The sequence below is a fragment of the Lactobacillus nasalidis genome, from assembly GCF_016587775.1.
In the GTDB taxonomy this organism is placed as follows: Bacteria; Bacillota; Bacilli; order Lactobacillales; family Lactobacillaceae; genus Lactobacillus; species Lactobacillus nasalidis.
Genome location: NZ_BOCG01000122.1, coordinates 1 through 26,191, shown reverse-complemented (window position 1 = coordinate 26,191; position 26,191 = coordinate 1). Strand labels below are relative to the sequence as shown.

Sequence of the window (26,191 nt, the reverse complement as noted above, 5' to 3'; positions counted from 1 at the left end):
GGGATTGCTGCTGCCGACGGCCGGCTTCTTGCGGTCGAAGAAGCGGGAGGCCGGGTCGAGCAGGTCGATCTGGTTGATCCGCTGGTAGAAGCCGTACTCGTCCTTGGTCTGGCCTGAGAAGCCGTCGCGGCATAAGCGCCGCATGCAGTCTTCATAAGGCATGGCGGCCAGGAGGTAGTTGCCCTGGACCATTACGGCCCCGATGGATTTGAGGAAGTTCAGCTGGAACTGGTTTTCCACGTTTTTAAAAAGCGGCCGCACGCCCAGCTGCTTGCAGGCGTTGATCAGGTTGGTCAGCACAGCGGCTTCCTGGGAGTGCACCGGGTTGAGGGACAGGAGGTCGAACTTCATGAAGTCAAAGGAGAAGTGCGTCAGGAAGTTCGTGGTCGGGAAGCTGCTGCTGGCGCAGTCAAAGGAGCAGGCGTAGTGATTGCTCTTCAAAGAAGCCAGCAGCTGTCTGATGGCTTCCGGCCGGCAGTTGCTGGAAACGGCCAGGTCAAAGATCAGCTGGTCATGAGGCAGCTGGTATTCCTGCATGATGTGGTTGACCTTCTTGAGGAAACTCTCGTTTTCCAGGTCATCAGTGGAAATGTTGATGACGATCGGCAGGTTCTGCAGGTCTTGCTGCCGGCGCTGGGCGTAGATCCGGCAGGCCTCGCGCAGCACGTGCAAATCCAGCCGGTGGGCCAGCAGGCTTTCTTCCAGAACCGGCAGAAAGTCCTTGGGGTACATGGTCCCGTAGACTGGGTCGTTCCACCTGGCCAGCAATTCGAAGGCTGCCGTCTTGTGGTTCATGATGTTGATGATCGGCTGCACGTCGGCCTTGATCCAGCCCTTTTCCAGGGCTTCGGCGAAGTGGCCCAGGATGTAGTCCCGCTTGGACACCTGCTCTTGGACCTTGGTCGTGTAGTAGGTGCAGACCCTGCTTGGCCGCTCCGCGGTCATCAGGGCAAACCGGGCCTTGTCAACGGCCGCCAGGGCCAGCTCCTTGCTTTCGCTGGCCAAATAGATCCCGCAGCGGATGGAGGCCAGGCGGCCTTCAGCCAGGTCCTTGACCTTCAGGTTCAATTTGACCAGCTGGTTGTCGATCTGGGCGGCATCCGTGATGATGACGAACTGGTCCTGGAAATAGCGGGCCAGGTAAGCGTCAGGGAAGGTCTGCTTGAGCAGCTGGGCCAGCTGGCAGAGGAAGGCGTCCCCCTTGAGATAGCCGAAGCGGTTGTTGTAGACGTGCATGTTGTTGATGTCCAGCAGGACCACGGCCGCCTGGCCGGCTTCCTGGATGATCTGCCTTAAAAAGCGCCCGCCGGCCGCGTTGAAGTTGGTCATGTTGGCCAGGCCGGTCAAGCCGTCGACCAGCTCGTGTTTTTTAGGCGGCTCAAGGTAGGGATTCAAGCTTTCGACCAATTCGTCGCCGCTGGCCGTCAAGTCAAAATAGTGGACGATCAGCAGCCGCTGGCCGTCTGCAGTTATTTGTGATTTGCAATAAGCTAACAACTGATGGTAATGACCATTGATCGACAGGCGGTAGGTGATCTGGCCGCTGTTGCGTTTCCCCATCTGCCTTGAGTAGGCGAGCATCTGGTTCAGGTCGTCAGGGTGAACCCGGCGGAAGCTGCGCTGGTTAAGGTAGGTCATCATTGAGGACCGGTCGGACTGGACCATGTTGCAGTAGCCGTCCGACAGCAAAATCACCTGGTATTGGCCGTTGATGAGCTGGTAGACCAGGATTGGAAAAGGCGAGTTCTCGTAAATTTTCCGAGCTTCCTCGCTAAAGCTGTAAGAATTTTCTTGCATAGCTGATGCCTCACGTAAGCGTTGTCGTATTACTTATTGATTATATATCAAAGACTAATGCAGAGCAAAAAAGGCAGTCAATTTTGACTGCCTTTTTATAAAAATTCAACGTTTTTGTAAAATCGATTATTTTTTAAAAAATGCCGGCGATTACTTGTCCTCGCTGATGACCAGGGCGCCGTCGGTCATGTCGGCCTTGAGCTTCTTGACGTCCAGGTGGTCCAGGTAGTAGTCGGTGACTTTGTCGCGGATTTCCTGTTCGATGACTCTTCTAAGCGGACGGGCCCCCATGGCTTCGTCGTAGCCTTGTTCGATCAGGTAGTCCTTGGCTTCCTCGCTGACCGTCAAGCTGATGCCCTTCTTGGCCAGGGTCTTGTTCACGTCAGCCAGCATCAAGTTGACGATTTCCTTCAGGTCTTCCTTGGTCAGGTGGCTGAATTCGATGACCGCGTTGAAGCGGTTGAGGAATTCCGGTCTGAAGTAAGGAGCCAGCCGGTCCATCAGCTTTTCGTCCTTCTTGGCGTCGCCCATCAGCTTTTCATTGCCGAAGCCGGCGTTGGAAGTGGCGATGATGATCGTGTTCTTGAAGTTGACCGTGTTGCCTTGCCCGTCGGTCAGGCGCCCGTCGTCAAGCACCTGCAAGAGCAGGGTGATGACTTGCGGGTCGGCCTTTTCGATTTCATCCAAAAGGATGATGGAGTATGGGTTGCGGCGAACCTTTTCCGTCAAGGTGTTGGAGTTGTCGTCGTAGCCCACGTAGCCGGCAGTGGTCCCGATCAGCTTGGAAACGGCCGTCCGGTCAGAGTATTCCGACATGTCCAAGCGGATGATGGCATCCTTGGAGCCGAACATGTCCAAAGCCAGCTGCTTGGCCAGTTCCGTCTTGCCGACCCCGGTCGGGCCGACGAAGAGGAAGGAGCCGATCGGCCGGTTGCCGTCGTCAAAGCCGGCCCGGTTGCGGCGGATGGCCTTGGCTACGGCTTCAACGGCTTCGTCTTGGCCGATGACCTTTCCCTTTAAGCGGCTGCTGAGTCCCTTGAGGCGTTCGATGTCGCTGGCGCCCATCTTGGAAACCGGAATCCCGGTCAGGCGTTCAACGGCAGCGGCCACGTCAGCCGGAGTAGCCACGGTCTTTCTTTCTTCGTGGCTGGCGCTGAGCTGCTTTTCCAGCTTTTCAGCCTTGGTCTTGTGTTCAAGGGCGGCCTCATAGTCTTCCTTTTCAGCGGCCTTTTCCTGGGCCTGCTTTTCTTCCTTGATCTGCTTTTCGATCGTCTTGGCGTCGGTCACCGGGTGCTGGGCAGCCAGGTGGGCGGCGGTCATGTCCAAAAGGTCGATGGCCTTGTCAGGCAGGGACCGCTGCGGGATGTACTGGACTGAGTAGTCGATGGCGGCCTTCAAGACGTCGTCCGGCAGTTCCACATTGTGGTGCTTTTCATACAAAGACCGGATCCCCATCAGGATCTTGAAGGTGTCGGCCGGACTTGGGGCGTTGACCGTAACTTCATTGAAGCGGCGGGCCAAAGCGGTGTCCTTCATGATGGTGTTGCGGTATTCGTCCTGGGTGGTGGCCCCGATCACGGTGATTTCGCCTCTAGACAGGGCCGGCTTCAGGATGTCGCTCATCCCCTTGGAGCCGTTGCCGTCGCCCATGCCGCCGGCGCCGAGGATCTGGTGGATTTCGTCAAAGAAGAGGATCACGTTGCCCTTGTCCTTGACTTCCTTGACCAGGTCCTGGATGTTCTGTTCAAAAGAGCCCCGGTACTGGGTGCCGGCTTCCAGGCTGGAGATGTCAATGGAAATGATTTCCTTGTTCTTGATTGCCTCCGGCACGTCCCCGTGGACGATTGCCTGGGCTAAGCCTTCGACGACCGCGGTCTTGCCGACCCCGGCGTCACCGACCAGGACCGGGTTGTTCTTGGTCCGCCGGGACAGGATTTCGGCGGTTTCCTGGATTTCCTTGTTGCGGCCGATGACCGGGTCCAGTTTGCCTTCCCGGGCTTCAGCCGTCAGGTTCCGGCCGAGTTTCTCCAAAATGCCGTTGGCCTGCTTTTGCTTGCCTTGGACCTTTTGTCCTTGCCCTTGCCCTGGCAGCTGGCCAGTCTTCTGGTATTCAGCGAATTCTTCCGGGGTTACCTGCCGGCCGTTGATCAAGTAGCGGCGGTTTTCGGAATTGAAGCCGCCCATGCCGTTCATTAAGTCTCTAAAAAGATCGTCCATATCGTTAAAGTTGTCGTAAGCCATAATTTTACCTCTTTCTGAGTAAAATAGCGTGGTTGTTTTTAATCCAACTAAAAAGCCCTTCTGCATCAATCGAAATCAACACAATAGGACTTGCTCAGCGGTTAACCAACCTTCAGTATTTTGTTTAGTCATCATCATCATCGCTGAGATAATCATTCTCCAGCTCGCGGAGCACCTGCCACATGGCCAGATGCTGCGCCCGGGCGATCGCGTCCAGGTCCCGCAAGTTTATCGACGTCGCATTTGACTGCTGTTTGTTAAATGACTTGTGAAGGGTAGTGTAGCCATAACCCGACTCTTTCGCTACGCGGTAGATGGTCAGGTGTTTGTCGTCGAGGTATCGAATAATATCGATCTTCATCGTCATCACTTCCCTACGACAATTATTATAGCACATCTGTGGTATATCACAAGTGTGAAATAGCAAATTTTTTTAAAAAAATCGCGAAAAAAAGACCGGCTCGTCAAAAGCCGGTCAAAATTCTTGGATTATTGGGCCACGCGGGCGGCGTGCCGCTTTAAAATCATGTCTACCAGGGCGCTGGCGACGTTTTCGTTCTTGAGCATTGGGCCATGGGACCAGGAACCGATGAAGTTCTTGTAGCGAACCCCGTCTTCCTTTTCCTCGTGGTTGTTGCCGTAGCCTTCCAGGACCTGGGCGAAAGGCTTGAGCATTTCCCGGTCGTCCAGGAAGGTCTGGCCGGAGTGGTTTTCAAAGCCGATCGTTTCGCCCCATTCGGTCTTGTATCTGGTGTCGCCGATCATCCGCTTCTCCGGATCGAATTCCGTGTGCAGGGGCAGGATCCCCAGGCCCTTGATCTTGGTCCCGGAGATGGTGTTGTAGTAGGTCCCCATCAGTTCATAACCCCCGCAGATGGCCAGCATGGGGTTGCCGGCCTGGATGTAGTCGTTCAGGGTGTCTTTGAAGCGCTGCAGGTCCTTGGCCACGATGCTCTGCTCGTAGTCCTGCCCGCCGCCGAAGAAGACGAAGTCGTAGTCGGCCGCGTCGAACTTGCTGCCCAGGGAGATGTTGTCGATCTGGGTCTGGTAGCCCTTTTTGCCCAAAAAGTAGCGCAGGATCTTGACGTCGCCGGAGTCGCCGTAGGTGTTCATCAAGTCCTCGTAGAGGTAGGCAATGCGAATCAAATTATCAGCCATAGTCAAATTCTTCCTTATCATAATCAATTACACTGATTATAAACTAAATGGCGGAAAAATAATAATCTAAAGGTCGGGTCCTTTGACTTGCTTTTTTCGGCAACTGGCTTAGACTTATATAGTAAGCGTTTTCGCAAAAAGACGCAAAAAAGTAAGTAAAGTAAGAAAAAGAATAGGTTTAAAAGGAAAAAAGACATGAGCGAACAATACATTTTGGCAATCGACGAGGGGACGACCTCAACCAGGGCAATCATCTTCAACCGCGCCGGCGAGCAGGTGGCCAGCGTGGCCCGGGAATTTACCCAGTACTTCCCCAAGCCCGGCTGGGTGGAGCACCAGGCTGAAGAAATCTGGAATGCCGTCCAGATCACGACTTCCACGGCCTTGATCAATTCAAGCATCCGGCCGGACCAGCTGGCGGCCATCGGGATCACCAACCAAAGAGAAACCACAGTGGTCTGGGACAAGGAGACGGGCCGGCCGATCTATCCGGCCATCGTTTGGCAGTCCCGGCAGACCAGCGAAATCGCGGAAAAACTGGTCAAGGCCGGCTGCACCGACATGATCCGGCAAAAGACGGGGCTGGTGATCGACCCTTACTTTTCCGCCACCAAGATCCGCTGGATCCTGGACAAGGTGCCAGGGGCCCAGGAGCGGGCAGAAAAAGGGGAGCTGCTTTTTGGCACGATCGACACCTGGCTGGTCTGGAAACTGACCCGGGGCCAGGTCCACGTGACTGACTACACCAACGCCAGCCGGACCATGCTCTTCAACATCCATGATTTGACTTGGGACCAGGAGATCCTGGACTTGCTGAAGATTCCGCGGGCCATGCTGCCGGAAGTCAAGTCCAATTCCGAAGTCTACGGGGAAACCGACCCTTATCAATTCTTCGGCGGCAGAGTCCCGATCGCCGGGATGGCCGGGGACCAGCAGGCGGCCCTGTTCGGCCAGTTGGCCGTCAAGCCGGGGATGGTCAAGAACACTTACGGGACCGGGTCTTTCATCGTGATGAACACGGGGGAAGAGCCGATCGAATCCAGAAACAACCTGCTGACGACCATCGGCTACGTCATTGACGGCCAGGTCAACTATGCCTTGGAAGGGTCGGTCTTCGTGGCCGGGTCAGCCATCCAGTGGCTGAGAGACTCGGTCAAGTTGCTGAAGTCGGCGCCGGAATCAGAGCAGGCGGCCTTAGAATCAAAAGACGCCAACGAAGTCTACGTGGTGCCGGCCTTTACCGGCCTGGGGGCACCTTACTGGGACAGTGAAGCCCGGGGGGCAATTTTTGGCTTGACCAGAGGCAGCACCGACAAGGACCTGATCAAGGCGACTCTGCAGTCCTTGGCCTACCAGACCCGGGACGTGGTCGACACCATGCAGAAGGACTCGGGCATTGAGATCCCGGTCCTCAGAGTCGACGGCGGGGCTTCGAACAACAACTACCTGCTCCAGTTCCAGGCTGACCTCTTAGGCAAAAAGATCGAACGGGCCCAGGACTTGGAAACGACTGGCCTGGGGGCTGCCTTTTTGGCCGGCTTGGCTGTCGGCTACTGGCCGGATGTCGCCAGCTTGAAGGAGATCGCCAAGACCGGAGCCGCTTTTGAGCCGAAGATGGAAGCAGCGGAAAGAGACCGGCTCTACGCGGGCTGGCAGCGGGCAGTTCTGGCCACCCGGGTTTTTGCCCACGGGAAAGATTTTTAGTTTTTAACGAATGAAGGGATAAAAAATGCCAAAGCGGATCGTAAAGTTAGAGGCCGGCTACAACTGCCGGGATTTGGGTGGCTATAGGAGTCAAGACGGCCGGACTGTCAAGTGGGGCCGGCTCTACCGGTCGGGTTCACTCAGCCACTTGACCAAGGCGGACCAGGCGGAACTGGCCCGGCGGAAAATTGTAGTGGACTGCGATCTGCGCTCCCGGCATGAACAGGACAACTTCCCGGACAAGCTCTGGCCGGGGGCTAAACTGGTTGACGCCCACTTTTACAGCGAGAGCGGGGATGAAGAGGAAGAAGCTGAGGCAGCCTGGGAGAAGTATTCGGGCAAGCTGCCTAAATTGTCCTACCTGGCCATGGTTTACCAGCAGAATCTTGTTGCTCCTAGAACGGGCCTGGTGATGCGGGAGATTTTTAAGGAGATGCTGGCTCTGGAAGATGATGGGGCCTTGCTCTACCACTGCTCCATGGGCAAGGACCGGACCGGGATGGTGTCGGTGATCGTTTTGATGGCCTTGGGCCTGGATGACCGGGAGATCCTGCGGGACTACCTGCTCAGCCGGGAATACAGCCGGGACTGGGACGAGGCGGATGAAAACGACCGCCTGGGCCAGCAGATTGCCAAGATGAACCAGACCCAGGTCAGCCAGACGGCTTTTTACGGGATTACGGAAACGATCCGGCAGACCTGGGGCGGCTTTGACCGCTACTTTGCCAGCCTGGGCTTTGGCCAAGGAGACTTGGCCAAGCTTAGGGACAAGTTTTTGGAATAAGATTTTCGCTCCGGCTTAAGCTGGGGCGGTTTTTTGCCAAAAAATTCCGGGAAAACTAAAATGGAAGGGAGAAGATATTTTTCGCGGATTTTTGGAAAAGAGGGATGCAGGATGGAGATGCAAAGGGTGATTGAACTAGACCTGCCGGTCAACTTCCGGGACCTGGGCGGCTACAAGGGCTTGGGCGGCCGCCGGGTCAAGTGGGGGAAGATCTACCGGTCGGCGGCCTTAAACGAATTGTCGACCAAGGACCGGGTGATTCTGGCCAACCTGCACATTACGGTTGACTGCGACCTGCGGTCCAGCCGGGAGCAAAAAGGATATCCGGACCAGACCTGGCCAGGGGTCCGCTTTGTGGACATCGGCCTTTACGCTGAAGGGGACCGCTTCAACCAGGCCCATCCTTTCTTGCGCTTTTTCCACCATCTGCCGGAATTTGACGACTACCTGCCCAAGATCTACCAGCAGGTGCTGCTCAACGAGCACTCAGAAGAGGGAATCAAGCGGGTCTTTGAGGAACTCTTGAAATTGCCAAAGGACCAGGCCTTGGTCTACCACTGCGCGGCCGGGAAGGACCGGACGGGGATCATCAGCATTTTGATCCTGATGGCCCTGGGCGTGGACGACAAGACGATCGCGGAGGACTACTTGCTCACGGATGAATTGTACGATTTTTCCATTGAAAAGCAGCACCCGACCAATGAGAAGCTGTCGCAGGTGATCGCGAAGATGAACGTGACCCGGGGCGAAGGTCCGGCGGTCAAAGGGATCACGGAGACCATCCGGCAGGGCTGGGGCAGTTTTGACAAATTTTTTACCAGGAAACTGGGCTTTAGGCAGGCTGATTTGGAAAAGTTCCGGCAAATGTATTTAGAGGAGGCAGCAGAAGACTGATGAATTTGGAAATCTGGCAAGGCGATATTACGACTTTGAAGGTGGACGCGATCGTCAACGCGGCTAACCGGGAACTGCGCGGCGGCGGTGGCGTCGACGGGGCCATCCACCGGGCAGCCGGGCCAAAATTGGACGAGGCCTGCCGGGCCCTGGGCAGCTGTGAGACGGGCGAGGCCAAGATCACGCCGGGCTTTGACCTGCCGGCCAAGTACGTCATTCATACGGTGGGGCCGGTCTACTCGGGTTCACACAGCGATCCCTTGCTTTTGGCGGCCTGCTACAGAAACAGCTTGCGGGTGGCCAAGGAAAACGGCCTGCATTCGGTTGCTTTTTCCGCGATTTCAACCGGGGTCTACGGCTATCCTTTGGATGCCGCCAGCAAGGTTGCCTTCGGTGAGGTCCGCAAGTGGCTGAGAGAACACAAGGACTACCAAATGCGGGTCATCATGGTGGCCTACGACGCCCGGACTTACGCCTTGTACCAGAAACTGCTGGGCTAGGAAATGGAGATTGACAAACCGCTGCTGCAGGCATAAAGTATAGGCTATATAAATCAAAAAACTGAATAGAATGTTTTTTGCATGCAAGAGAGGGATAGAAAATGCTGAGAAAATATTATGTGACAATCGTCTTTACCCTGCTGGCTCTGCTAAATTTGCTGAGCAGCTGGGGAACGCTGCAGTACCGCCTGGTCATGCTGGCTTTAAACCTGGTCTGCGGCTTTGGCATGGAGTACCTGGTGAACAAGAAGGCGCCGGCAGATAAATACAATCTCTGGAAGGGATGCACTGCAGGCATTTTGCTGGCGGTCAACCTGGTCTGGATTTTTCTGGCAAAATAAGTTGGATACAAACAAAAAAGCTTCAGTGTTGGTTCACTGAAGCTTTTTTCATTGCTATTCAAATTCATCTTTCTTGATTTCCCGGTAGATCGCCAGGGCAAAGACGAAGACGGCGGAGATGATGGCCGGGTAGACCATGCTGCCGACCTGGACCGCGTTTTCAGCGGCTGACTGGCTCATCTGGTTTTCCACGGCATAGGAGATGACCCAGCGGTTCATCAAAGTCGGCGTCAAGGCAAAGGAGATGGTGGAGATCAAGGAGGCCACCGTCATCACGTGCCGGGAGTAAGGCTCTCTGAAGAACTGGGACAAGACGCAGAAGGCCGGGGCGATCATCAAGAGAAAGATCCAGAGGATGATCATGGTGCCGGCGGTTGAGTCCATCATCTGCGAGCTGTTGGTCGCGTAGCGGTAGCTCCCCCATAAAGAGCCCCCGGTCAGCTGGTTGAAGAGGTTTAAGAAATAGGAACCCTGCTGGCCGAAAGCCCCCTGGCTGGAGAGCATGTTCTGAACGACCGTCAGGCTGTCGGTGGTCCCGGCGCTGGTGAAGTTGACGCTGACGATCTGCCGCATGTAGGCAGCCAGGAACATGACGGTTGAGCCCAAAAGCTGCAGGGCCTTGATCATGCTCAGCTTGCGGGAGGCCTTGAGCTTGAACTCCAGACTGAGGACCCGGTTGGGGTGGTGCGAGCGGCCGATGACGAAGATGCCGGCAATGGTCAAAACAATGATGATTCCCAGGCCGATCCACCACTTGGCCAGGATGCAGAAGAGGGCCAGGCCGATCATGATGACCGTGACATAAGGGCGGTCGGCGAAGATCTGCCAGAAGTTCAGCCGGACCTTCTGCTCGCTTCTCGAAGCCCCGTCAGTGTCCAGGCGGGGAACGGAATTAATATTTGCCTGCCGCGTCTGCTTTTGCGCGGTTTGTTCTTGTCTTTCTTGGTACTGTCTGCGTGACATTCTTGCCATGATAAAATCATCCTTTCGCATTCACAAGCCTAGCACAAGTTGGCCTGCAAAAACTGTTTTTTCAAGCGATTTAATTAAAATTATAGGCTAATTTTCCGGTCTCTGGCCAAAAAGCGGCCTGGCAGCCGCAAGAAAAGAAAACAGGGAAAACAAGCACTGATTTGGCAAGAAGCTTTCATATGGAAAAAGAACTTCAGAAGCATTCAGCAACTTCTGCTGCTCTTTTGCTCCTGCGTTTTCGCTTTGCCGCAGCCTGGTGGCCCTGGCCAAAAATATCTGTTTTTTTCAATATGCTCATTTTGCGCATTCTCTAAAAAGACAGGGAAAGTGCATTAACATCAGAAACGATAACTAAAAGCATTTCATCTAATGAACATTTCACAAGTTACGTTTTTCATTAACTCTCTGTAAAATCAGCCTGGGCAAATCGGCCGCCAGGTAAAATGAAATTGCGAAAAGCTTCTGGCAACCGCTTACTTGCTGCTGAAAACTTTTACATTTTAACAAAATTGGCCAAAAATTGTACAAATTTCAAAAAAAGAAGGGCAGTTGAATTTTTTTAAAAAATGCCAAAAAGTTGTGTCATTTTTAACAAAAGTCAAAAAAGCCGTTATATAATGCAATTAGTTAAGAAGATTTTTGTAAAAAGTTTTTTGTAAGGAGATCTGTAAGATGGCAGAACAAGAATACCGCATTGAATCCGACACGATCGGTGAAGTCAAGATTCCTAAGGAAGCTCTTTGGGGCCCGCAAACTGAAAGAAGCCGCAACAACTTCCCGTCAGGCGAATTGATGCCACTGGCCATCATCCGTGCCTTCCTGCACTTGAAGAAGGCTGCTGCCGAATCAAACGTTGAAGTTGGCGACGAACCAGCTGAAAAGGGACAAGCAATCGAAGAAGCGATCGATCAATTGCTGGCTCTCAGCGACGAAGACCTGCGCAAGGACTTCCCGCTGCACGTTTTGCAAACTGGTTCAGGTACCCAAACCAACATGAACGTCAACGAAGTCGTTGCCAACCTGGCCAACAAGCTGCACCCAGGCTTGAACATCCTGCCAAACGACGACGTTAACCGCGGCCAAAGCTCAAACGACACCTTCCCGACTGCAATGAACATCGTTGCCGTTGAAGCTGTCGACAAGCTGGAACCAGCCATTGAACACTTGATTGACGAACTCAAGGTAAAGCAGGACAAGTACTGGAAGACTGTCAAGGTCGGCCGGACCCACCTGCAGGACGCAACTCCTTTGACTTTCGGCCAAGAAGTTTCCGGCTACATCTCAGCCTTGAAGCATGACCTGGCCTACATCCAAGAATTGAAGCCAAGCCTTTACGAACTGGCCATCGGTGGTACTGCCGTAGGTACTGGCCTGAACGCTGCTCCAGGGATGACTGAAGCCATCGCCGGCAAGCTGTCAGAAGTTTACGGCCACGACTTCAAGGTTGACACCAACAAGTTCTGGGGCCTGGCTCACCACTCAGCTTTGAGCGTAATGCACGGGGCCTTCAAGACTTTGGCCAACGACATGTTCAAGATCGCCCAAGACATCCGCTTCCTGGCTTCCGGCCCGCGTGCCGGCTACGGCGAACTGAACATTCCAGCCAACGAACCAGGCTCATCAATCATGCCAGGCAAGGTCAACCCGACCCAGGCTGAAGCCGTAACCATGGCTGTAGCCCGCGTATTGGGCAACGACGTGACCATCAACTTCGCTGCCAGCCAAGGCAACTTCGAAATGAACGTCTTCAAGACGGTCATGATCGCTGCCTTCCTGGAATCAGCTGAAATCCTGGCCGGCACCATCACTGGCTTTGCTGACAAGATGATCCACGGTCTGACTGTCAACGAACAAAGAATGGACGACCTGCTGGAAAACTCCTTGATGACTGTTACTGCTCTGTCACCAAAGATCGGCTACCACGAAGCAGCCGTAATCGCGCAAACCGCCCAACGCGAAGGCACCACTTTGAAGGAAGCTGCCCTCAAGAGCGGCAAGGTGACCGAAGAACAATACGATGAATGGATGGACTACATGGCCATGACCAACATCGACCGGACCAAGCCGGAAGCATAGTCTTTTTTAAAAAAAGCGGGAGAAGAAATGTTAGCAAAAGTAAACTACAAAGGCTTTATCTGGCCTTTGATCATCGGGATTGGGCTCTTCCTGCTCACTCCGCTGCGTCCGGCGGCCATCACCGTTGCCGGCTGGCACATGTTCGCCATCTTCCTGGCGACCATCATTGCCTGCATCACCAAGCCTCTGCCAATCGCTGGGGTATCAATCATTGCCTACGTGACCATCGTCGGCCTGGGTCTGGTTCAAATGAAGCCAGCCCTGGCAGCCTTCGGGGACTCAACCCCTTGGACCATCGCCATGGCCTACATGATCGCGCGGGGCTTTACCAAGACCGGCCTGGGCCGGCGGATTGCCCTGATCTTCGTTCGTTCCTTTGGTAAGAAGACCCTGGGCTTGGGCTACTCCTTGTCCATGATCGACCTGGTCGTTTCCCCGGCTACGCCAAGCAACACGGCGCGGTCCGGCGGGATCGTCCTGCCAATCATCGAATCCTTGTCCGACACCTTCGGTTCCAAGGTTTCTGACGGCACGGAAGGCAAGATCGGTTCCTACCTGATCTTCAACGAATTCCACGCCAACACGATCTCATCCAGCCTCTTCATGACGGCTTCGGCTCCTAACGTGGCCGCGGTCGGCCTGGCAGCGGCCAACGGGGTCAAGATTTCCTGGTTCGGCTGGGTGGCAGCGGCTATCGTGCCGGCACTCATTTCCTTCATCTTAGTGCCGATCATCATCTACAAGATGTATCCGCCGCAGATCAAGGAAACCCCGAACGCCAAGGAATGGGCTGAAGGCCAGCTTAACGAAATGGGCCCGATGAAGGCTTCCGAGAAGGTCATGATGGTTGTCTTCATCCTGGCACTTGTTTTGTGGATGCTGTCCAGCTTCATTGGCTTGGACGCTACCTGGGTAGCCTTCCTGGCCACCGCCCTGCTGCTGGTGACCGGGGTCTTGACCACCAAGGACATGCTGGGCGAGACCGGCGCTTGGAACGTCGTTGTCTGGTTCTCAATCCTGATCTTCATGGCCAACCAGCTCAGCCTCAAGGGCGGGGTAATCCCGTGGCTGCAGACTTCCATCAAGTCTGTCATCGGTGGCATGTCACCGGTTCTGGTCATGGCCATCCTGGTTCTGGTCTACTTCTATAGCCACTACCTCTTTGCCTCCGGCACGGCTCACGTTGTTGCCATGTACGCACCGCTGCTCTTGATTGCCAAGAGTGCCGGCGTACCGGTAATGTTCGCGGCCATCATGCTGGGGATGACCGGGGCGATCTTCCAGTCAACCACCCACTACTCATGTGGGCCGGCAACTGCCCTCTTTGCCCCGGGCTACGTCAAGCAGACCGACTGGTGGAAGATGTGCTTCGTTTTGGGTCTCTTCTACCTGGTTGTCTACGGCGTCATCGGCGGTCTGTGGATGAAGCTGATCGGCCTTTGGTAAAAAGCCTTTTGGCAAAAGTTTAAAAGCAAGTTTGAGAAGTACTTGTAAGTAAAAGAAAAAGTAAGTTTGTAAGTGAAAAGGCAGCTCCATGACGGAGCTGCCTTTTTCGCGCGGTTTAAATATCTTTTTGTTACTTATTTTGTTGCTTATTTTGTTACTTGTTGAAGGTGAGCGTGGACTTGGTCACCGGCGCCAGCTTGTTGGAGTGGACGATCAGGCTCTTGTTCATGGTCTGCCACTTGCCTTGCGCGTAGTCGGCGTTCTTTTGGTTCTGCTCGGTCAGGTAGGCCGTCAGCTTGTCGCCGGTCAGAGTCTTGGCAACCTTGTCGCTTTGGGCCAGGTTGGCCTTGAGCTGCTTGGTCACGGCCTTCTTGGCAGGGTTCACGTCCTTGTAGATCAGGTCCGTCTTCTTGCCGGTTGCGCTGTCGATGAACTTCTTGTGCTTGTAGGCCTCAACCACCATGGCCGTGGTCTTGTAGGTCCAGTAGGCCGACTTGCTGTTGGTCGGGTCCTGGTAGTCGCCGTCAACCCGGTACTGGCTTGGCGTGTCAGTGACGTTCGTGTAGAAGGGCAGGTAGACGCTGGTGGCCGGTGAGGCCATGGCCAGCCACTGGATGCCGGCGATTTCCTTTGGCACGTTGTTTCTGATCTGCAGGATGTGGGATTCCACGTCCGTTGGCACGTTGATCGGCCGGTAGCCGCCCTTCCACTTGCCGTAGCTGGAGTACTTGGTGCCCGTGAAGTGGGAGGAAAGGACCTGGCCGACCTTGGCCGGGCTGACCTTCTTGTCCGGCTTGAGGAAGAGAGTGTAGGACTTCTTGCTGATCGACTGCTTCTTGCTTGGCGTCAAGATCCGCTGTCCGTCCCACATTCTCGGCCGGTTGTAGATGGCGTCGGTCTTGTCGTTGGTGCCAAAAGCCTTGGCATAGTTGACCGTGCCTTTTTCATAGCCGGCCAGCTTGATCTTTTTGTTCTGGGACCAGGCCTTGACCTTCTTGACCAGGTTGCTGGAAGCCATGTAGTTCTTGGAATCCTTGAGATTGAGCTTGCCGATCACCATCTGGTTGGGGATGACGGCGTACTTGTTGTCAGGAACTCTGACGGCGGCCCAGGTGTGGCCGGAGCCGATTTCCATGTACCAGATCTCGTTCTTGTCGCTGAAGATGACCCCGTTGTTTTCGGCGCTGCCTTGCTTTTCCACGATCTGCCCCAGGCGCTGGACGCCTTCTTTGGCGGAGTGGATGTAAGGCAGGATCACGTCCAGCATGGAAGCTTCAGAGATCCCGTTTTTGACCAGCTTGTCGGCCTTGAGGGCCTTCTTGTTGCTGGTGCCGGATTCAGTGGCGCTCATGGCCACGTTGTCGCCGTTGATCCCGCTCTCGCCAAAGATCCACTGCCCGTTTTCCTGCTCGCCGTCCGGCGTGCTGGTGTAGCGCAGGGCCGTCTTCGGCAGGCTGGTCTTGAAGCCGTTGTCCTCGGAAACGTAAGTGGTCTTGCCGTCGCTGGTGGCCTGGTGCACGTAGAAGTGCTTGGACCAGGCCCCAACGTCTTCATTGCGGGCAATCAAGGTCGACCCGTCGGTCGTGGCCTTCTTGCCAACTACTACGGTCGTGCAGGCCTTGACCGGCGCAGCGGTAAAAGCTGCGGCCAGGCCCAAGGCACCGGCTGCCAAAACAAATTTGCGCATGTTTTTTCCCCCTATCAAACATAATCCTATCAATCACACAGCAGCGCTTGTTAGCGCTTACCAAACAAAATCATAAGCCTCTTGTCCTGGAATTACAACCCTATACAAACCGGAAAAGTGCTTTAATAAGAAGCCGCTGGGCAAGAAATTACCGGAAAATGAGAAAGATTTTTACATGCAAAAAGGGGTTCGGCCAGGTTTTTGCTGATGAAAAAAGGACCGTCCCTTTTTCGGGACGGTCCAGCAGGCGCTTTGGCCGGCAAAATAATTAATTTTAGTTGAAGCCTTCTTCTTGCAGCTGCAGCACCCGTTCGGCGATCGACTCGTTGGTGACCAGGTGGGTGATGATGCCGGAGTTGAGAGCCCCCAGCAGGGCTTCGGACTTGAAGCGGTCGTTGACCACGACGAAGCGGACCGGGGTCTTGATGATCTGCTGGTCGGAAATGCCGATGATCTTGTCGGTAATGGAGCTGAAGAAGTGGCCCTCATGGTCGTAGGGGCGGCCGAAGATCATGCCGGAAATGTTGCTGTGGCGGATGTTCTTGAAGAGAAGGCTCTCGTATTTCTGGTGCAGGAAGCTTTCCTCCTCAAAGGCCTGCAGGGTCCCCAGGCTGGCCACCAGCAGGTCCATGTGGTTGTACAGGTCATCCAGGCGCTCATAGAAGGGTTCCTTCTTGATCAGCTGGACCAGGTCGGGATTGGAAGAGTAGAGCGGGGCCGGCAGGGCGCGGAAGTGGCCGCCGCACTGCGCGGCCGCGACGGATTCCAGGGGGTTCTTGCGCCCGTTGCCCTGCAGGGGGTAGCCGACCAGCTGGACGAAGGTCAGGTCGTCGTTTTTGACTTCGGTGAAGGAATTGATGATGTCGAGCATGGTCGTGCCCCAGGTGATGCCGACGTTCTTGCTGGACTGCATGTAGCTTTGGATCTGCTCGGCCGCGAAGCTGACGATCTTCTCACTGTCCTGGTTCTTGGTTTCCAGCTTCTTCAAGATGAAGGCTTCCTTGAGCCCGAACTGCTGGCGGAAGAGCTTCTCCAGGCCGGTGTTTCGCTTGGCGCCCTCTTTGATGGTGATCTGGACGATGCCGGTCTTTTCGGCATCGCCGAGGGCTTTGTCAATCAAGTAGCGGGAAAGGCTGTATTTGGCGGAAATTTCGGCGATGTTTAGTTTGCTGATGTAGTAGTCGTGTGCGATATTTGCAAGCTGGTCGTTGCTAAGCTGCATGATTTCCTCCCAATTTCAGATATTTAAAGATCATTTGAATATTGTAAAGCAAAACGGCATTTTTGTAAAATGAGCAAAATGCCGGCTTTTTTGAAAAAAGGATAAAAAAAGGGGGAACCGTCAGGTTCCCCCTTTTACATGATTTGCTGATTAGTACCAGTGGTGAGCCAGCCAGAACTTCTTGGCGTTGACCCATGAGCCGTAACGGCTGCGAACGTAGCGGTCAGCGGTCTTTTCCTGGTTCTTCTTGGACAGGTCGCCGTGCAGGTATGAGATCAAAAGCTGGTAGCGGCCGTAACATCTGCCGTTTCTGGCAGTGTAGGAGCCACCGGATTCGTGCATGGCGATCCAGTACTTGGCTGCCTTCTCAGCAGCCTTCTTCTTAGCGGCAGCCTTCTTTTTGGCAGCGGCCTTCTTAGCGGCGGCAGCCTTCTTGGCAGCGGCTTTCTTGGCGGCAGCAGCCTTCTTGGCGGCAGCTGCGGCGGCCTTCTTAGCAGCGGCAGCAGCCTTCTTGGCAGCAGCGGCCTTGGCTGCTGCTGAACTTGACGTGCTTGAACTTGCTTGGCTGCTTTGAGCAGAGCTTTGTGAAGCAGTCGCGGATTGTTGGGTAGAATTTGCGTTATTGGTTGCCGCAGAAACAGTAGCGGCGGGAGCGACCACGAGGGCAGCCGCGAAAGCGACCGCGGATAAAGCTTTCTTGAAATTGCGTTTGAACGTCTTCATATGGTAGAAACTCCTCACTTAGTTCTCTTAAAAACTAAGTCTATGCTACTAAACGAATATTACAGGACCGTTACAAAACGACCACAGGTCGTTAACAATCCGGTAAATTGCACAATTTTTTGTCAAAAAAATCATAAATAGGCTAAAAAAAGAGCTAATTTTATCATTTTAAGCGCTTTAAATTAGTTAGACTGATTAGTAACATTAGTAACAATTGTCAAAAGAATGAAATAAAGAGGAGCTTGAGCCAGGCAATTATTTCAAAATTGGAATTAAACTGCAGGCAAAACGAAGCGTTCCAAGGCTTCGGCGACTCCGCCATGATCGTGGTCGTTCTGGCAGATGTAGTCGCAGGCAGGGCGAATTTCCGCAACTGCGTTGGCCACGCCGACGCCAGTCCGCGCGGCTTTAAGCATGGACAGGTCGTTCAAGCTGTCACCGATGGCCAGGGTTTCAGCGGGCGCGATGCCCAGCTGCCGGGCTAAAAACTGCAGCCCCTGGCCCTTGCTGACACCGGCTGGATTGATTTCCAAAAAGCGGTTGGAAGAGATGCTGATTTCTGTTTGGCTTGCCAGATCTGCCAGCAGCTCCCGGCTTTTGAGCAGCTGGTCATAGTCAGAGTTGGAATAGAGGATCTTGGCAAACTTGGCGCCGTTTTCTTCCAGGAACTTGATCCCGCCTTTAGGCAAGTCCGTGAAAGCCACCCGGCCCCGGCAGAAGTCCAAGTCTTCCGCGCTGAGCTGATAGGCATAGACTGAGTCTTCCGTGTAGATCTGCATGCCCAGGCCCATTTCCTGCCCGCGCTCGAAGATTTGCTCGGCCAAGGGGTAGGGCATTTCCTGGCAGGCTAGGAGGCGGCCGTTGTTTTCAAAAATTGCCCCGCCATTGTAACAGATCGTGTACTGGCCAGCCAGGCCGGCTTGGCCAAGTTCTCGCAGGACCGTCTGCATGGAGCAGTAACCCCGGCCGCTGGTGGGGACAAACTTGACGCCCAAGTCCCGGCATTTTTGGATAGCGGCCAGGTTGCGGGCGCCGACTTTGTTCTGTTTGTTCAAGAGAGTTTCGTCCAAGTCGCAGCAGATTAGCTTATACATGTTTTGATGCCTTTCATTAAAAAATAAAATACTGATGATCAAAGACTGAACTGGCTGATCGAGTCCAAGGGACTGAGGTAGACGAAGTTCAAGCTGACCTGCCGGGTCAGGCGGCTCAATTCCTTCAGCCAGCCCTGCTGCTCTTTGGTAAAGCGGAGCCGGTTGAGGCTGGCTTTGGCTGGCAGGTAAAGGGCAAGTTTGGCCGCGTATTCCATCGGGTGATCGCCAGAATCAAAGCGGCCCAGCACCAGGGCAATTGCATCGCGCAAAGGCTTATAGCGGCTGATGTTTCTTTCGTTGTAGATGTCAGAGAAAAAGCTGGCATAGAAGTTTTTGAGAATTTGCTGGGTTCGCGCACGGTCGCTTTCTTGCCGGTTTTTTTGAAGAAAATTGCTAAAAATTGCCCATTGCATGTTTTGCCTCCTAGAGATGTATCAGTCGCGTCTTTGGGGAAAACAACTTTTTGGTCGCATCGTCCAAAGGCGCGTCAGTGATTACCACGTCGATCCGGTCCAGTGGTGCGGATTGAAAAGGGGCGGTGACTTTGGAAACAAACTTGTGCTTTTCAGTGACCAGGACAACCCGCTGGGCTTTGGAAGTAGCCAGCTGGATCACGTCCGCGTCGCTGGCGTCGATCAAGTAGCTGCCGTCTGCGTCCACCCGGGCCGCTCCGATAAAGGCGGTGTTGAAGTGGAACTGACGGAGGGCATCCAAGGCTTGAGGCGAGTGGGTGAAGCGGTTGGCCTTGTCCACATCGCCCCCCAAAAGCTTCACTGCCGGCTGGCGCAGGGGCAGGAGGGCGAGGACGTTGTCGATGGAATTGGTGACAACGGTCAAATCCTGGCCGCCCAGGCGCTGGCAGAGCAGGTTGAGAGTAGTGGAAGGGCCAATGAAGTCGCACTGGCCGGCATGGACGAACTGGCTGGCGACTTCAGCCAGGTCTCGTTTGACCGGCGAAAGGATGTGTTGCCGGGTCAAGAAGCTGGGCACGCTGTTGTCGTCGATGGCCATGAGGCCGCCGTGGATCCGGAGGGCCTGGCCGGTTTCGGTCAGCCGCAGGACGTCGCGGCGGGCAGTGTCAAAGGAAATGCCGAAGTAGTTGGCGATTTCCCGGGTTTTCAACTCGCGCTTTTCCAAAAGGAGCCGGCGGATTTCTTTGAGTCTGTTTTCTTGTGTCATTTTTCCCCCTAAATAGAAAATAGCATCTAGACTTGTTTTTGACTTCATTTTATCAGTGTTTAGCTTAAATATTTCAGCATTTATCAGCGTTTCGTCAAGAAAACACGTAAGAATGCAGGGGCGTTGGGCTTAAGGCCGGGCCTGGGAGCGTGCGCTTTTTTAAAAAATACTGCTGGGCAAAAAACAGATATTTTGCGTTAATAGGGCTTTATCTGGGCTTTTTTGCTAGAATAGAGAAGTGTGAATACAATATCGCGAGGAAAAATCTGACGCGGATTATTAGGAGGAAACAATGGCTGTTAAGCGTTTTTACGAAACATTCCATCCAGATCACTACGATCTGTACATCGACGTTGACCGGGCAGCAAGATCATTCTCCGGGACTTCCACCATCCATGGGGAAATCCAGGAAGAAACTGTCTTGGTCCACCAAAAGTACATGACCATCAGCAAGGTCACGGTTGACGGCAAGGAAGTGCCGTTTACCTTCGGCGACGACTTTGAAGGCATCAAGATCGAAGCCGGCAAGACCGGGGAAGCGGTCATTGCCATCGACTACAAGGCTCCATTGACGGACACGATGATGGGGATCTACCCGTCTTACTACCAGGTTGACGGTGTCAAGAAGGAACTGATCGGGACCCAGTTTGAAACTACTTTTGCCCGGGAAGCCTTCCCATGTGTCGACGAACCGGAAGCCAAGGCAACTTTCTCTTTGGCTTTGAAGTTTGACGAACACGAAGGCGAAACTGTCCTGGCCAACATGCCGGAAGAACGGGTAGAAAACGGCGTTCACTACTTCAAGGAAACTGTCCGCATGTCCAGCTACCTGGTTGCTTTTGCCTTTGGCGAAATGCGGTCCGTGACGACCCACACCAAGAGCGGCGTCTTGATCGGGGTTTACTCAACCCAGGCCCACCAGGAAAAGGAACTGACCTTCTCTTTGGACATTGCCAAGCGGGCAATCGAATTCTACGAAGACTTCTACCAAACCCCATATCCGCTGCCGCAGTCACTGCAGATTGCCCTGCCTGACTTCTCAGCCGGCGCCATGGAAAACTGGGGCCTGGTAACCTACCGGGAAGCCTACCTGCTTTTGGACCCGGACAACACCACCCTGGAAATGAAGAAGCTGGTAGCCACGGTGGTAACCCACGAACTGGCCCACCAATGGTTCGGCGACCTGGTAACCATGGAATGGTGGGACAACCTCTGGCTGAACGAAAGTTTCGCCAACATGATGGAATACCTGTCAGTTGACCACTTGGAGCCGAACTGGCACATCTGGGAAATGTTCCAGACTTCTGAAGCAGCCGCTGCCCTGACCCGGGACGCGACCGACGGGGTGCAGTCAGTGCACGTGGAAGTCAACGACCCGGCTGAAATCGACGCGCTCTTTGACGGGGCGATCGTTTACGCCAAGGGGTCAAGAATGCTGGTCATGGTTCGCTCCCTCTTGGGCGACGAAGCCCTGAGAAAAGGCTTGAAGCGCTACTTTGACGAGCACAAGTTTGGCAACGCGGCCGGCGACGACCTCTGGGACGCTTTGTCAACGGCAACCGACCTGAACATCGGGGAAATCATGCACACTTGGCTGGACCAGCCAGGCTACCCGGTAGTGAATGCTTTTGTAGAAGACGGCCACTTGAAGCTGACGCAAAAGCAGTTCTTCATCGGTGAAGGCAAGGAAGTCGGCCGCAAGTGGGAAATTCCGCTCAACGCCAACTTCAAGGCACCGAAGATCATGTCAGACGTCGAAATCGACCTGGGCGACTACAAGTCACTGCGTGAAGCAGCTGGCCACGCTCTGCGTTTGAACGTGGGCAACAACTCCCACTTCATCGTGAAGTACGACCAGACTTTGATGGACGACATCATGAAGGAAGCCAAGGACCTGGACCCAGTTTCCCAATTGCAATTGCTGCAGGACCTGCGCCTTTTGGCAGAAGGCAAGCAGGCTTCATACGCTGACGTGGTACCGGTTCTGGAACTCTTCAAGAACTCAGAAAGCCACATCGTAAACGACGCTCTGTACACGACTGCTGCCAAGTTGCGGCAGTTTGCCCCAGCCGGCAGCGATGCCGACAAGAACCTGCGGGCCCTGTACAACGACCTGTCCAAGGATCAAGTTGCCCGTTTGGGCTGGCTGCCTAAGGAAGGCGAAAGCGACGAAGACATCCAAACCCGGCCATACGTTTTGTCAGCCAGCCTTTACGGCCATAACGCCGACTCTGAAAAGCAGGCCCACGAAATCTACGTGGAATACGCTGACAAGCTGGCAGAACTGTCTGCCGACATCCGGGCATACGTTTTGATCAACGAAGTTGAAAACTACGGGTCAAGCGAACTGACTGACAAGCTGGTCGGCCTCTACCAGGCAACCAGCGACCCGTCATTCAAGATGGACTTGGAAGCCGCGATCGTCAAGAGCAAGGACGAGGGCGAACTGAAGAAGATCGTTTCCTGGTTCGAAAACGCGGAAATCGTCAAGCCGCAGGACCTGCGCGGCTGGTTCAACGGCGTTCTGTCCAACCCGGCAGGTGAACAGCTGGCCTGGAACTGGATCAGAGACGAATGGGCCTGGATGGAAAAGACGGTCGGCGGCGACATGGAATTCGCTACCTTCATCACCGTCATCTCCCGCGTCTTCAAGACTCAGGAACGCTACGACGAATACAACGCCTTCTTTACTGACAAGGAAAGCGACATGCTGCTGAACCGGGAAATCAAGATGGACCGGAAGGTCATCGCTACCCGGGTAGACTTGATTGCCAGCGAACAAGCTGACGTCAACGCTGCCGTGGCTGCTGCCCTGCAGAAGTAAGCTAAATAAGCAAAAAAGAAAACTGTTTCCGCTGAAAGCTGGAAACAGTTTTTTGCTCTGTCTAAAATCTTTGTAATCGATTACAATAAAAGGGAGAAAAAGCTTTGAGAATTTTTTGAGGTAAGGAAAATGAACAACGATTTTAAAGACATCATGCAAAACAGAAAGTCCATCCGGCACTATGATTCCAGCGTCAAGATCTCCCGGGAGGAGCTGCTGGAAATCATCAACGAAGCCATTTCAGCTCCAAGTGCCTGCAACCTGCAGTCCTGGCACTTTGTCATCGTCGACACGCCAGAAGGCAAGGCAAAGCTGCACGACTTCCTGATGCCGTTCAACTACCAACAGGTTGACACGGCCCCAGCTACGATCATGGTCTTCGGCAACACCAAGTCATATCTGAAGTACCGGGACCTGTGGAACGGCATGGTTGAAGCCAAGAAGGTTACCCCGGAAGCCCGTGACGCCGCGGTTAACACCTTCTTGCCCCTTTATGAAAAGGCAGACCGGCAGATGCTGGTAGCCGACGCGATGGTGGATGCCTCGCTTGTTTCCATGCAGCTGATGCTGGTGGCCCGGGAACACGGCTACGAAACCAACCCAATGGCTGGCTATGACGCAAGCAAGGCAGCCGCTGAATTCGGCCTGGACCCGGAGCAGTATGTTCCGGTAATGGCCATCTCCATCGGCAAGCCGGACCCAAGCGAGGTCGTGCCTGACACCGTCCGCTACGATGTCAAAGATGTTACGGAATTTGCTTAGGTGAGCGTTCCGGAAAGCGCTATAATATAAGAAAAGGGATCAGTTGTCAGACCTGTGAGAAATAAGGTGAGCAAAATGAAAATGAAGCATGTTAAGAGAATCGCGCTTTTGATGGCCGTGGGCTATGCTGCCGGCCAGGCTTTGAAGCGTTCCGCTCCGTTCATCAAGGGGGTACAGACGGGAATTCTCCTTGAGAAGGGCAAGAAGAAGCTGAAGACCAAGGAACCCGTCCACAAATTGCTCGAATTGACCAAGAAATAGAGAAAAGGATCTGCCTTCATTAACGAAGACAGATCCTTTTGTTTGTTATTCATGGGTTTTGTTAAAATATCCGGTCAAAAGCTTGACCAGGCTGATCAGTCCGGAGACCGCCAAAGCGATTGCAAAGACGGTCATGATTGCAAACCAAGGCATTGCTTCTTCCTCCTGATACTGTTTGCGCTTTCATGAATATTTTAATGATAAAAAGCGGCATATGCAATAGCCCTGGAACAAAAAAATCTGCCTTCCCAAGGAAAGCAGATTTTTTTCAGTATCAATTTTAGTAAACGATCACTGGCATGTGCGTCGTAACCGCGTTCCAAACGGACTTGATTTCGCTTGGCCGGATGTTCACGCAGCCGTGGGACCCGCCTTCCAGGTAGGCCGTGCTTGACCAGTCGGTCCGCCATGACGCGTCGTGCAGGCCACAGCCGCTCAGAGTGAACGGCATCCAGTAGTCAACCTTGGATGAGTAGTTCGACCCGTCGTCGTTCTGCCCCTTCAAAGTCGCGTCCTGCTGCTTGTACATGATGTACCAGACGCCCTTAGGCGTAGCGTTGTCGCCCTTGTTGGCCGTCCCCGTAACCACGTCGGAAACCGTTACGGCCACCTTGCCGTCAACGACTACCCACAGGTCCTGGCTGGAGATGGAAACAACGACATAGCTGTTGCCCAGCCCGTTGTTGCTCTTGCCATAGCCCAGCCCTTGCGTGGTGTAGCCTTCGCCGTAGATGTGATTCTTGCCGTCGATGGTCTTCTTGCCGCTCTCATAAGCTGCCAGAACCGCCTTCTTGGCGCTGGCCGTCCAGATCCCCCAACCGTAGCTCTGGTTGGTGACGGTGATGGTTGACCCGGACGGGGTCGTGAACTTGTAGCTCTTGCCCAGGGTCTTGACTTCCTTGTCCATGGCGTTGAGCTTGGTCGTCAGCTTGCTTGAGTCGTCGTAGTGAATGGCGCCGCTGTAGTAGCTGACTTGGGTCAAGTAGGTCTTAGCCGGCAGGGTGAAGGTCTTGCCCGCCACCTTGTAGTCGACGCTGGCAGCCATCAGCTGCTTCAGCTTGCTCTTGCCCTTGGCCAGGGAGGTGTTCTGGTACTTGTAGCTCTTGCTGGTCGGCAGCTGGGTGTACTGCTTGTCAAAGTACTTCTGGACGGTGCTTTGGCTGATCACGGCCACTTTGCTGTCATGAACGGCGCTAATCTTGCCGTTTTTGTAGACCAGCTTGTTCTTGGCCTTGGCCTGGATCTTCTTGGTGGCCTGGGCAACCGTCAGCTTGCCGACTTTAACGCCAAAAATCGAAACATTGGCGTTGAAGTGCTTCTTGTTATAGGCAACCTGGCGCTTGTTCTGCGCCAAAACCGTTGCCTGGTGCTGCTGGTAGGCATTGTGTCCCCAAATGCCAGCGCAGGCCAGGGCGATAACCGCCACGCCCGCGATGACCAGGTACTTGCTGCCTTGAATGTTCTTCTTACGGTAGTCTTTGCGAGAAGTCATTAATAACTCCAATCTGTACTTACAAAAGATTGTGTTCAGTATAACACGATTTGCCCCATGATTAAAACGCATGAAGGACTATTTTAATATGAATTTAAAATTTGGTCTCGGTGAGATCGTCTTCCGGCCGGTGGCCTTGGATCCGGACCAATTGCCAAGCAAAGGGACTTTCCTGCTTTTTCAACTGAACCGTCAGCACTCCCTGCTCAAAAACAAAATCGCATTCTTCCCGGCCGTCAATCCATTCGACCCGGTTTGGCTCTTCCGTCAGGCCCGTTACCTTGACTGCGGCAGGATAAGGAGCCTTTAGGAAAAGGTAGGCTTGATACGGCGCGTGCCGGTTGGTCAAGACGAAAGAATCCGTCGCGTCGGCTGCCAGCGTGCTTGGCTGGCCCTCGTTGGCCGCGTGGCCGAACTTGTGCATCCAGGAATTCAAGGCTTCCAAGCTGGCTTGCGCGTCTTCAGCGATTTCGCCGTCCGCGTTCACGGCAACGTCGACGACCAGGGCCTGGCCGGCCTTTCTGGTCGCTGTCAAGGCGTCCACGACTTCATCTGCCCCGTAGGCTTTGCCGTCTTGCTTTGGCAGGCGGGCGATGGTGTACTTCTCACAGGCCTCCTGCAGGGCATCAGGGCCGCTGACCGCCCGGGCGCCGATGTCTCTGGCCCGGCGGACCAGAGCATCCGCGTTTACTTTCCCGGCTGTTGGGTTAAAATTTAAGATAATTGCAAAATCAGGGTTGATCAATTCTGCTCCTCCTTGTTTTGTTAAACATATGTTTTATTTTACTAGATTATTAAAGGGATGTAAAAAATGAAGATCATAATTTCCCCGGCAAAAAAGATGCAGGCTGACGACCGCGCTTTTTTGCCCAAAAGCAGCCCCGTTTTCTTCGCTCAGGCTCAAGAGCTCTGGACTTATTTGCAGTCGCTGGACCAAGCGGAACTTGAGACCGTCTGGCGGGCCAATGCCAAAATCACAGCAGCAGCCCGGCAGATGCTGGCCGCCGACCTGACCCAGGGGCAGCTGCCGGCGC

The 26,191-nt window shown here is 54.2% G+C and carries 25 protein-coding genes; 12 read left to right on the top strand and 13 right to left on the bottom strand.

The window, feature by feature from the left end:
* The 4 genes from lacNas_RS02050 to lacNas_RS02035 form a co-directional block, all read right to left on the bottom strand.
* The coding region (locus tag lacNas_RS02050) for an EAL domain-containing protein (RefSeq protein WP_201346535.1) at positions 1-1,797 on the bottom strand (1,797 nt) is incomplete at its 3' end.
* 150 nt (positions 1,798-1,947) lie between these two features.
* Positions 1,948-4,038 (bottom strand): AAA family ATPase, encoded by a 2,091-nt coding sequence (locus tag lacNas_RS02045; RefSeq protein ID WP_201336273.1) that lies wholly within the window; start codon positions 4,036-4,038, stop codon positions 1,948-1,950.
* 124 nt (positions 4,039-4,162) lie between these two features.
* The gene (locus tag lacNas_RS02040; protein ID WP_201332118.1) at positions 4,163-4,399 is read right to left on the bottom strand and encodes a transcriptional regulator; all 237 of its coding nucleotides are present in this window, start codon (positions 4,397-4,399) and stop codon (positions 4,163-4,165) included.
* A 128-nt stretch (positions 4,400-4,527) separates the two neighbouring features.
* Positions 4,528-5,196, bottom strand: a complete 669-nt coding sequence (locus lacNas_RS02035; protein WP_201332117.1) for a type 1 glutamine amidotransferase — start codon at positions 5,194-5,196, stop codon at positions 4,528-4,530.
* A 195-nt stretch (positions 5,197-5,391) separates the two neighbouring features.
* Here lacNas_RS02035 and glpK point away from each other — a divergent pair, with 195 nt between their 5' ends.
* The 5 genes from glpK (at position 5,392) to lacNas_RS02010 (ending at position 9,419) form a co-directional block, all read left to right on the top strand.
* Positions 5,392-6,900 (top strand): glycerol kinase GlpK, encoded by a 1,509-nt coding sequence (glpK, locus tag lacNas_RS02030; RefSeq protein WP_201332116.1) that lies wholly within the window; start codon positions 5,392-5,394, stop codon positions 6,898-6,900.
* A 25-nt stretch (positions 6,901-6,925) separates the two neighbouring features.
* The gene (locus tag lacNas_RS02025) at positions 6,926-7,684 is read left to right on the top strand and encodes a tyrosine-protein phosphatase (protein ID WP_201332115.1); all 759 of its coding nucleotides are present in this window, start codon (positions 6,926-6,928) and stop codon (positions 7,682-7,684) included.
* Between the two features lie 111 nt (positions 7,685-7,795).
* The gene (locus lacNas_RS02020; RefSeq protein ID WP_201332114.1) at positions 7,796-8,578 is read left to right on the top strand and encodes a tyrosine-protein phosphatase; all 783 of its coding nucleotides are present in this window, start codon (positions 7,796-7,798) and stop codon (positions 8,576-8,578) included.
* Complete coding sequence (locus lacNas_RS02015) at positions 8,578-9,078, top strand: O-acetyl-ADP-ribose deacetylase (protein WP_201332113.1); 501 nt, start codon at positions 8,578-8,580, stop codon at positions 9,076-9,078. Before lacNas_RS02020 ends, lacNas_RS02015 begins: the two co-directional genes overlap by 1 nt.
* A 101-nt stretch (positions 9,079-9,179) precedes the next feature.
* A complete protein-coding gene (locus lacNas_RS02010) occupies positions 9,180-9,419 on the top strand; it encodes a hypothetical protein (protein ID WP_201332112.1) in 240 nt (79 codons plus the stop codon).
* Positions 9,420-9,473: 54 nt separating this feature from the next.
* Here lacNas_RS02010 and lacNas_RS02005 read toward each other — a convergent pair whose 3' ends face one another.
* A complete protein-coding gene (locus tag lacNas_RS02005; protein ID WP_201332111.1) occupies positions 9,474-10,391 on the bottom strand; it encodes a cytochrome C5 in 918 nt (305 codons plus the stop codon).
* 179 nt (positions 10,392-10,570) lie between these two features.
* Here lacNas_RS02005 and lacNas_RS14405 point away from each other — a divergent pair, with 179 nt between their 5' ends.
* The 3 genes from lacNas_RS14405 to lacNas_RS01995 all read left to right on the top strand — a co-directional run bounded on the left by lacNas_RS14405 (position 10,571) and on the right by lacNas_RS01995 (position 13,913).
* A complete protein-coding gene (locus lacNas_RS14405) occupies positions 10,571-10,705 on the top strand; it encodes a hypothetical protein (protein WP_280515196.1) in 135 nt (44 codons plus the stop codon).
* Positions 10,706-11,063: 358 nt separating this feature from the next.
* Complete coding sequence (locus lacNas_RS02000; protein ID WP_201332110.1) at positions 11,064-12,467, top strand: class II fumarate hydratase; 1,404 nt, start codon at positions 11,064-11,066, stop codon at positions 12,465-12,467.
* A 27-nt stretch (positions 12,468-12,494) separates the two neighbouring features.
* On the top strand, positions 12,495-13,913 hold the full coding sequence (locus tag lacNas_RS01995; RefSeq protein ID WP_201332109.1) for a DASS family sodium-coupled anion symporter: 1,419 nt from the start codon (positions 12,495-12,497) through the stop codon (positions 13,911-13,913).
* Positions 13,914-14,067: 154 nt separating this feature from the next.
* On the opposite strand, the gene lacNas_RS01990 is transcribed toward lacNas_RS01995, so the two are convergent.
* From lacNas_RS01990 to lacNas_RS01965, 6 genes are all read right to left on the bottom strand, one after another.
* Positions 14,068-15,600, bottom strand: coding sequence for a C69 family dipeptidase (locus lacNas_RS01990; RefSeq protein WP_201332108.1), 1,533 nt, complete (start codon positions 15,598-15,600; stop codon positions 14,068-14,070).
* A gap of 274 nt (positions 15,601-15,874) precedes the next feature.
* Positions 15,875-16,822, bottom strand: a complete 948-nt coding sequence (locus lacNas_RS01985) for a sugar-binding transcriptional regulator (protein WP_201332107.1) — start codon at positions 16,820-16,822, stop codon at positions 15,875-15,877.
* A 150-nt stretch (positions 16,823-16,972) separates the two neighbouring features.
* On the bottom strand, positions 16,973-17,545 hold the full coding sequence (locus lacNas_RS01980; RefSeq protein WP_201332106.1) for an aggregation-promoting factor C-terminal-like domain-containing protein: 573 nt from the start codon (positions 17,543-17,545) through the stop codon (positions 16,973-16,975).
* Between the two features lie 272 nt (positions 17,546-17,817).
* Complete coding sequence (locus lacNas_RS01975; protein ID WP_201332105.1) at positions 17,818-18,639, bottom strand: Cof-type HAD-IIB family hydrolase; 822 nt, start codon at positions 18,637-18,639, stop codon at positions 17,818-17,820.
* A gap of 38 nt (positions 18,640-18,677) precedes the next feature.
* Positions 18,678-19,052 (bottom strand): bacteriocin immunity protein, encoded by a 375-nt coding sequence (locus tag lacNas_RS01970; protein ID WP_244660763.1) that lies wholly within the window; start codon positions 19,050-19,052, stop codon positions 18,678-18,680.
* 10 nt (positions 19,053-19,062) lie between these two features.
* Positions 19,063-19,818 (bottom strand): DeoR/GlpR family DNA-binding transcription regulator, encoded by a 756-nt coding sequence (locus lacNas_RS01965; RefSeq protein ID WP_201332104.1) that lies wholly within the window; start codon positions 19,816-19,818, stop codon positions 19,063-19,065.
* A 292-nt stretch (positions 19,819-20,110) separates the two neighbouring features.
* Here lacNas_RS01965 and lacNas_RS01960 point away from each other — a divergent pair, with 292 nt between their 5' ends.
* The 3 genes from lacNas_RS01960 to lacNas_RS01950 all read left to right on the top strand — a co-directional run bounded on the left by lacNas_RS01960 (position 20,111) and on the right by lacNas_RS01950 (position 23,665).
* On the top strand, positions 20,111-22,642 hold the full coding sequence (locus tag lacNas_RS01960) for a M1 family metallopeptidase (RefSeq protein WP_201332103.1): 2,532 nt from the start codon (positions 20,111-20,113) through the stop codon (positions 22,640-22,642).
* A 129-nt stretch (positions 22,643-22,771) separates the two neighbouring features.
* A complete protein-coding gene (locus lacNas_RS01955; protein ID WP_201332102.1) occupies positions 22,772-23,404 on the top strand; it encodes a nitroreductase family protein in 633 nt (210 codons plus the stop codon).
* 75 nt (positions 23,405-23,479) lie between these two features.
* Positions 23,480-23,665, top strand: coding sequence for a hypothetical protein (locus lacNas_RS01950; RefSeq protein WP_201332101.1), 186 nt, complete (start codon positions 23,480-23,482; stop codon positions 23,663-23,665).
* 280 nt (positions 23,666-23,945) lie between these two features.
* Here the strand turns inward: lacNas_RS01950 and lacNas_RS01945 are convergent, their stop codons facing one another.
* Positions 23,946-25,157 (bottom strand): L,D-transpeptidase family protein, encoded by a 1,212-nt coding sequence (locus tag lacNas_RS01945; protein WP_201332100.1) that lies wholly within the window; start codon positions 25,155-25,157, stop codon positions 23,946-23,948.
* 94 nt (positions 25,158-25,251) lie between these two features.
* The gene (locus lacNas_RS01940; protein WP_201332099.1) at positions 25,252-25,902 is read right to left on the bottom strand and encodes a hypothetical protein; all 651 of its coding nucleotides are present in this window, start codon (positions 25,900-25,902) and stop codon (positions 25,252-25,254) included.
* A gap of 66 nt (positions 25,903-25,968) precedes the next feature.
* Here lacNas_RS01940 and yaaA point away from each other — a divergent pair.
* The coding region (gene yaaA, locus lacNas_RS01935) for a peroxide stress protein YaaA (RefSeq protein WP_201332098.1) at positions 25,969-26,191 on the top strand (223 nt) is incomplete at its 3' end.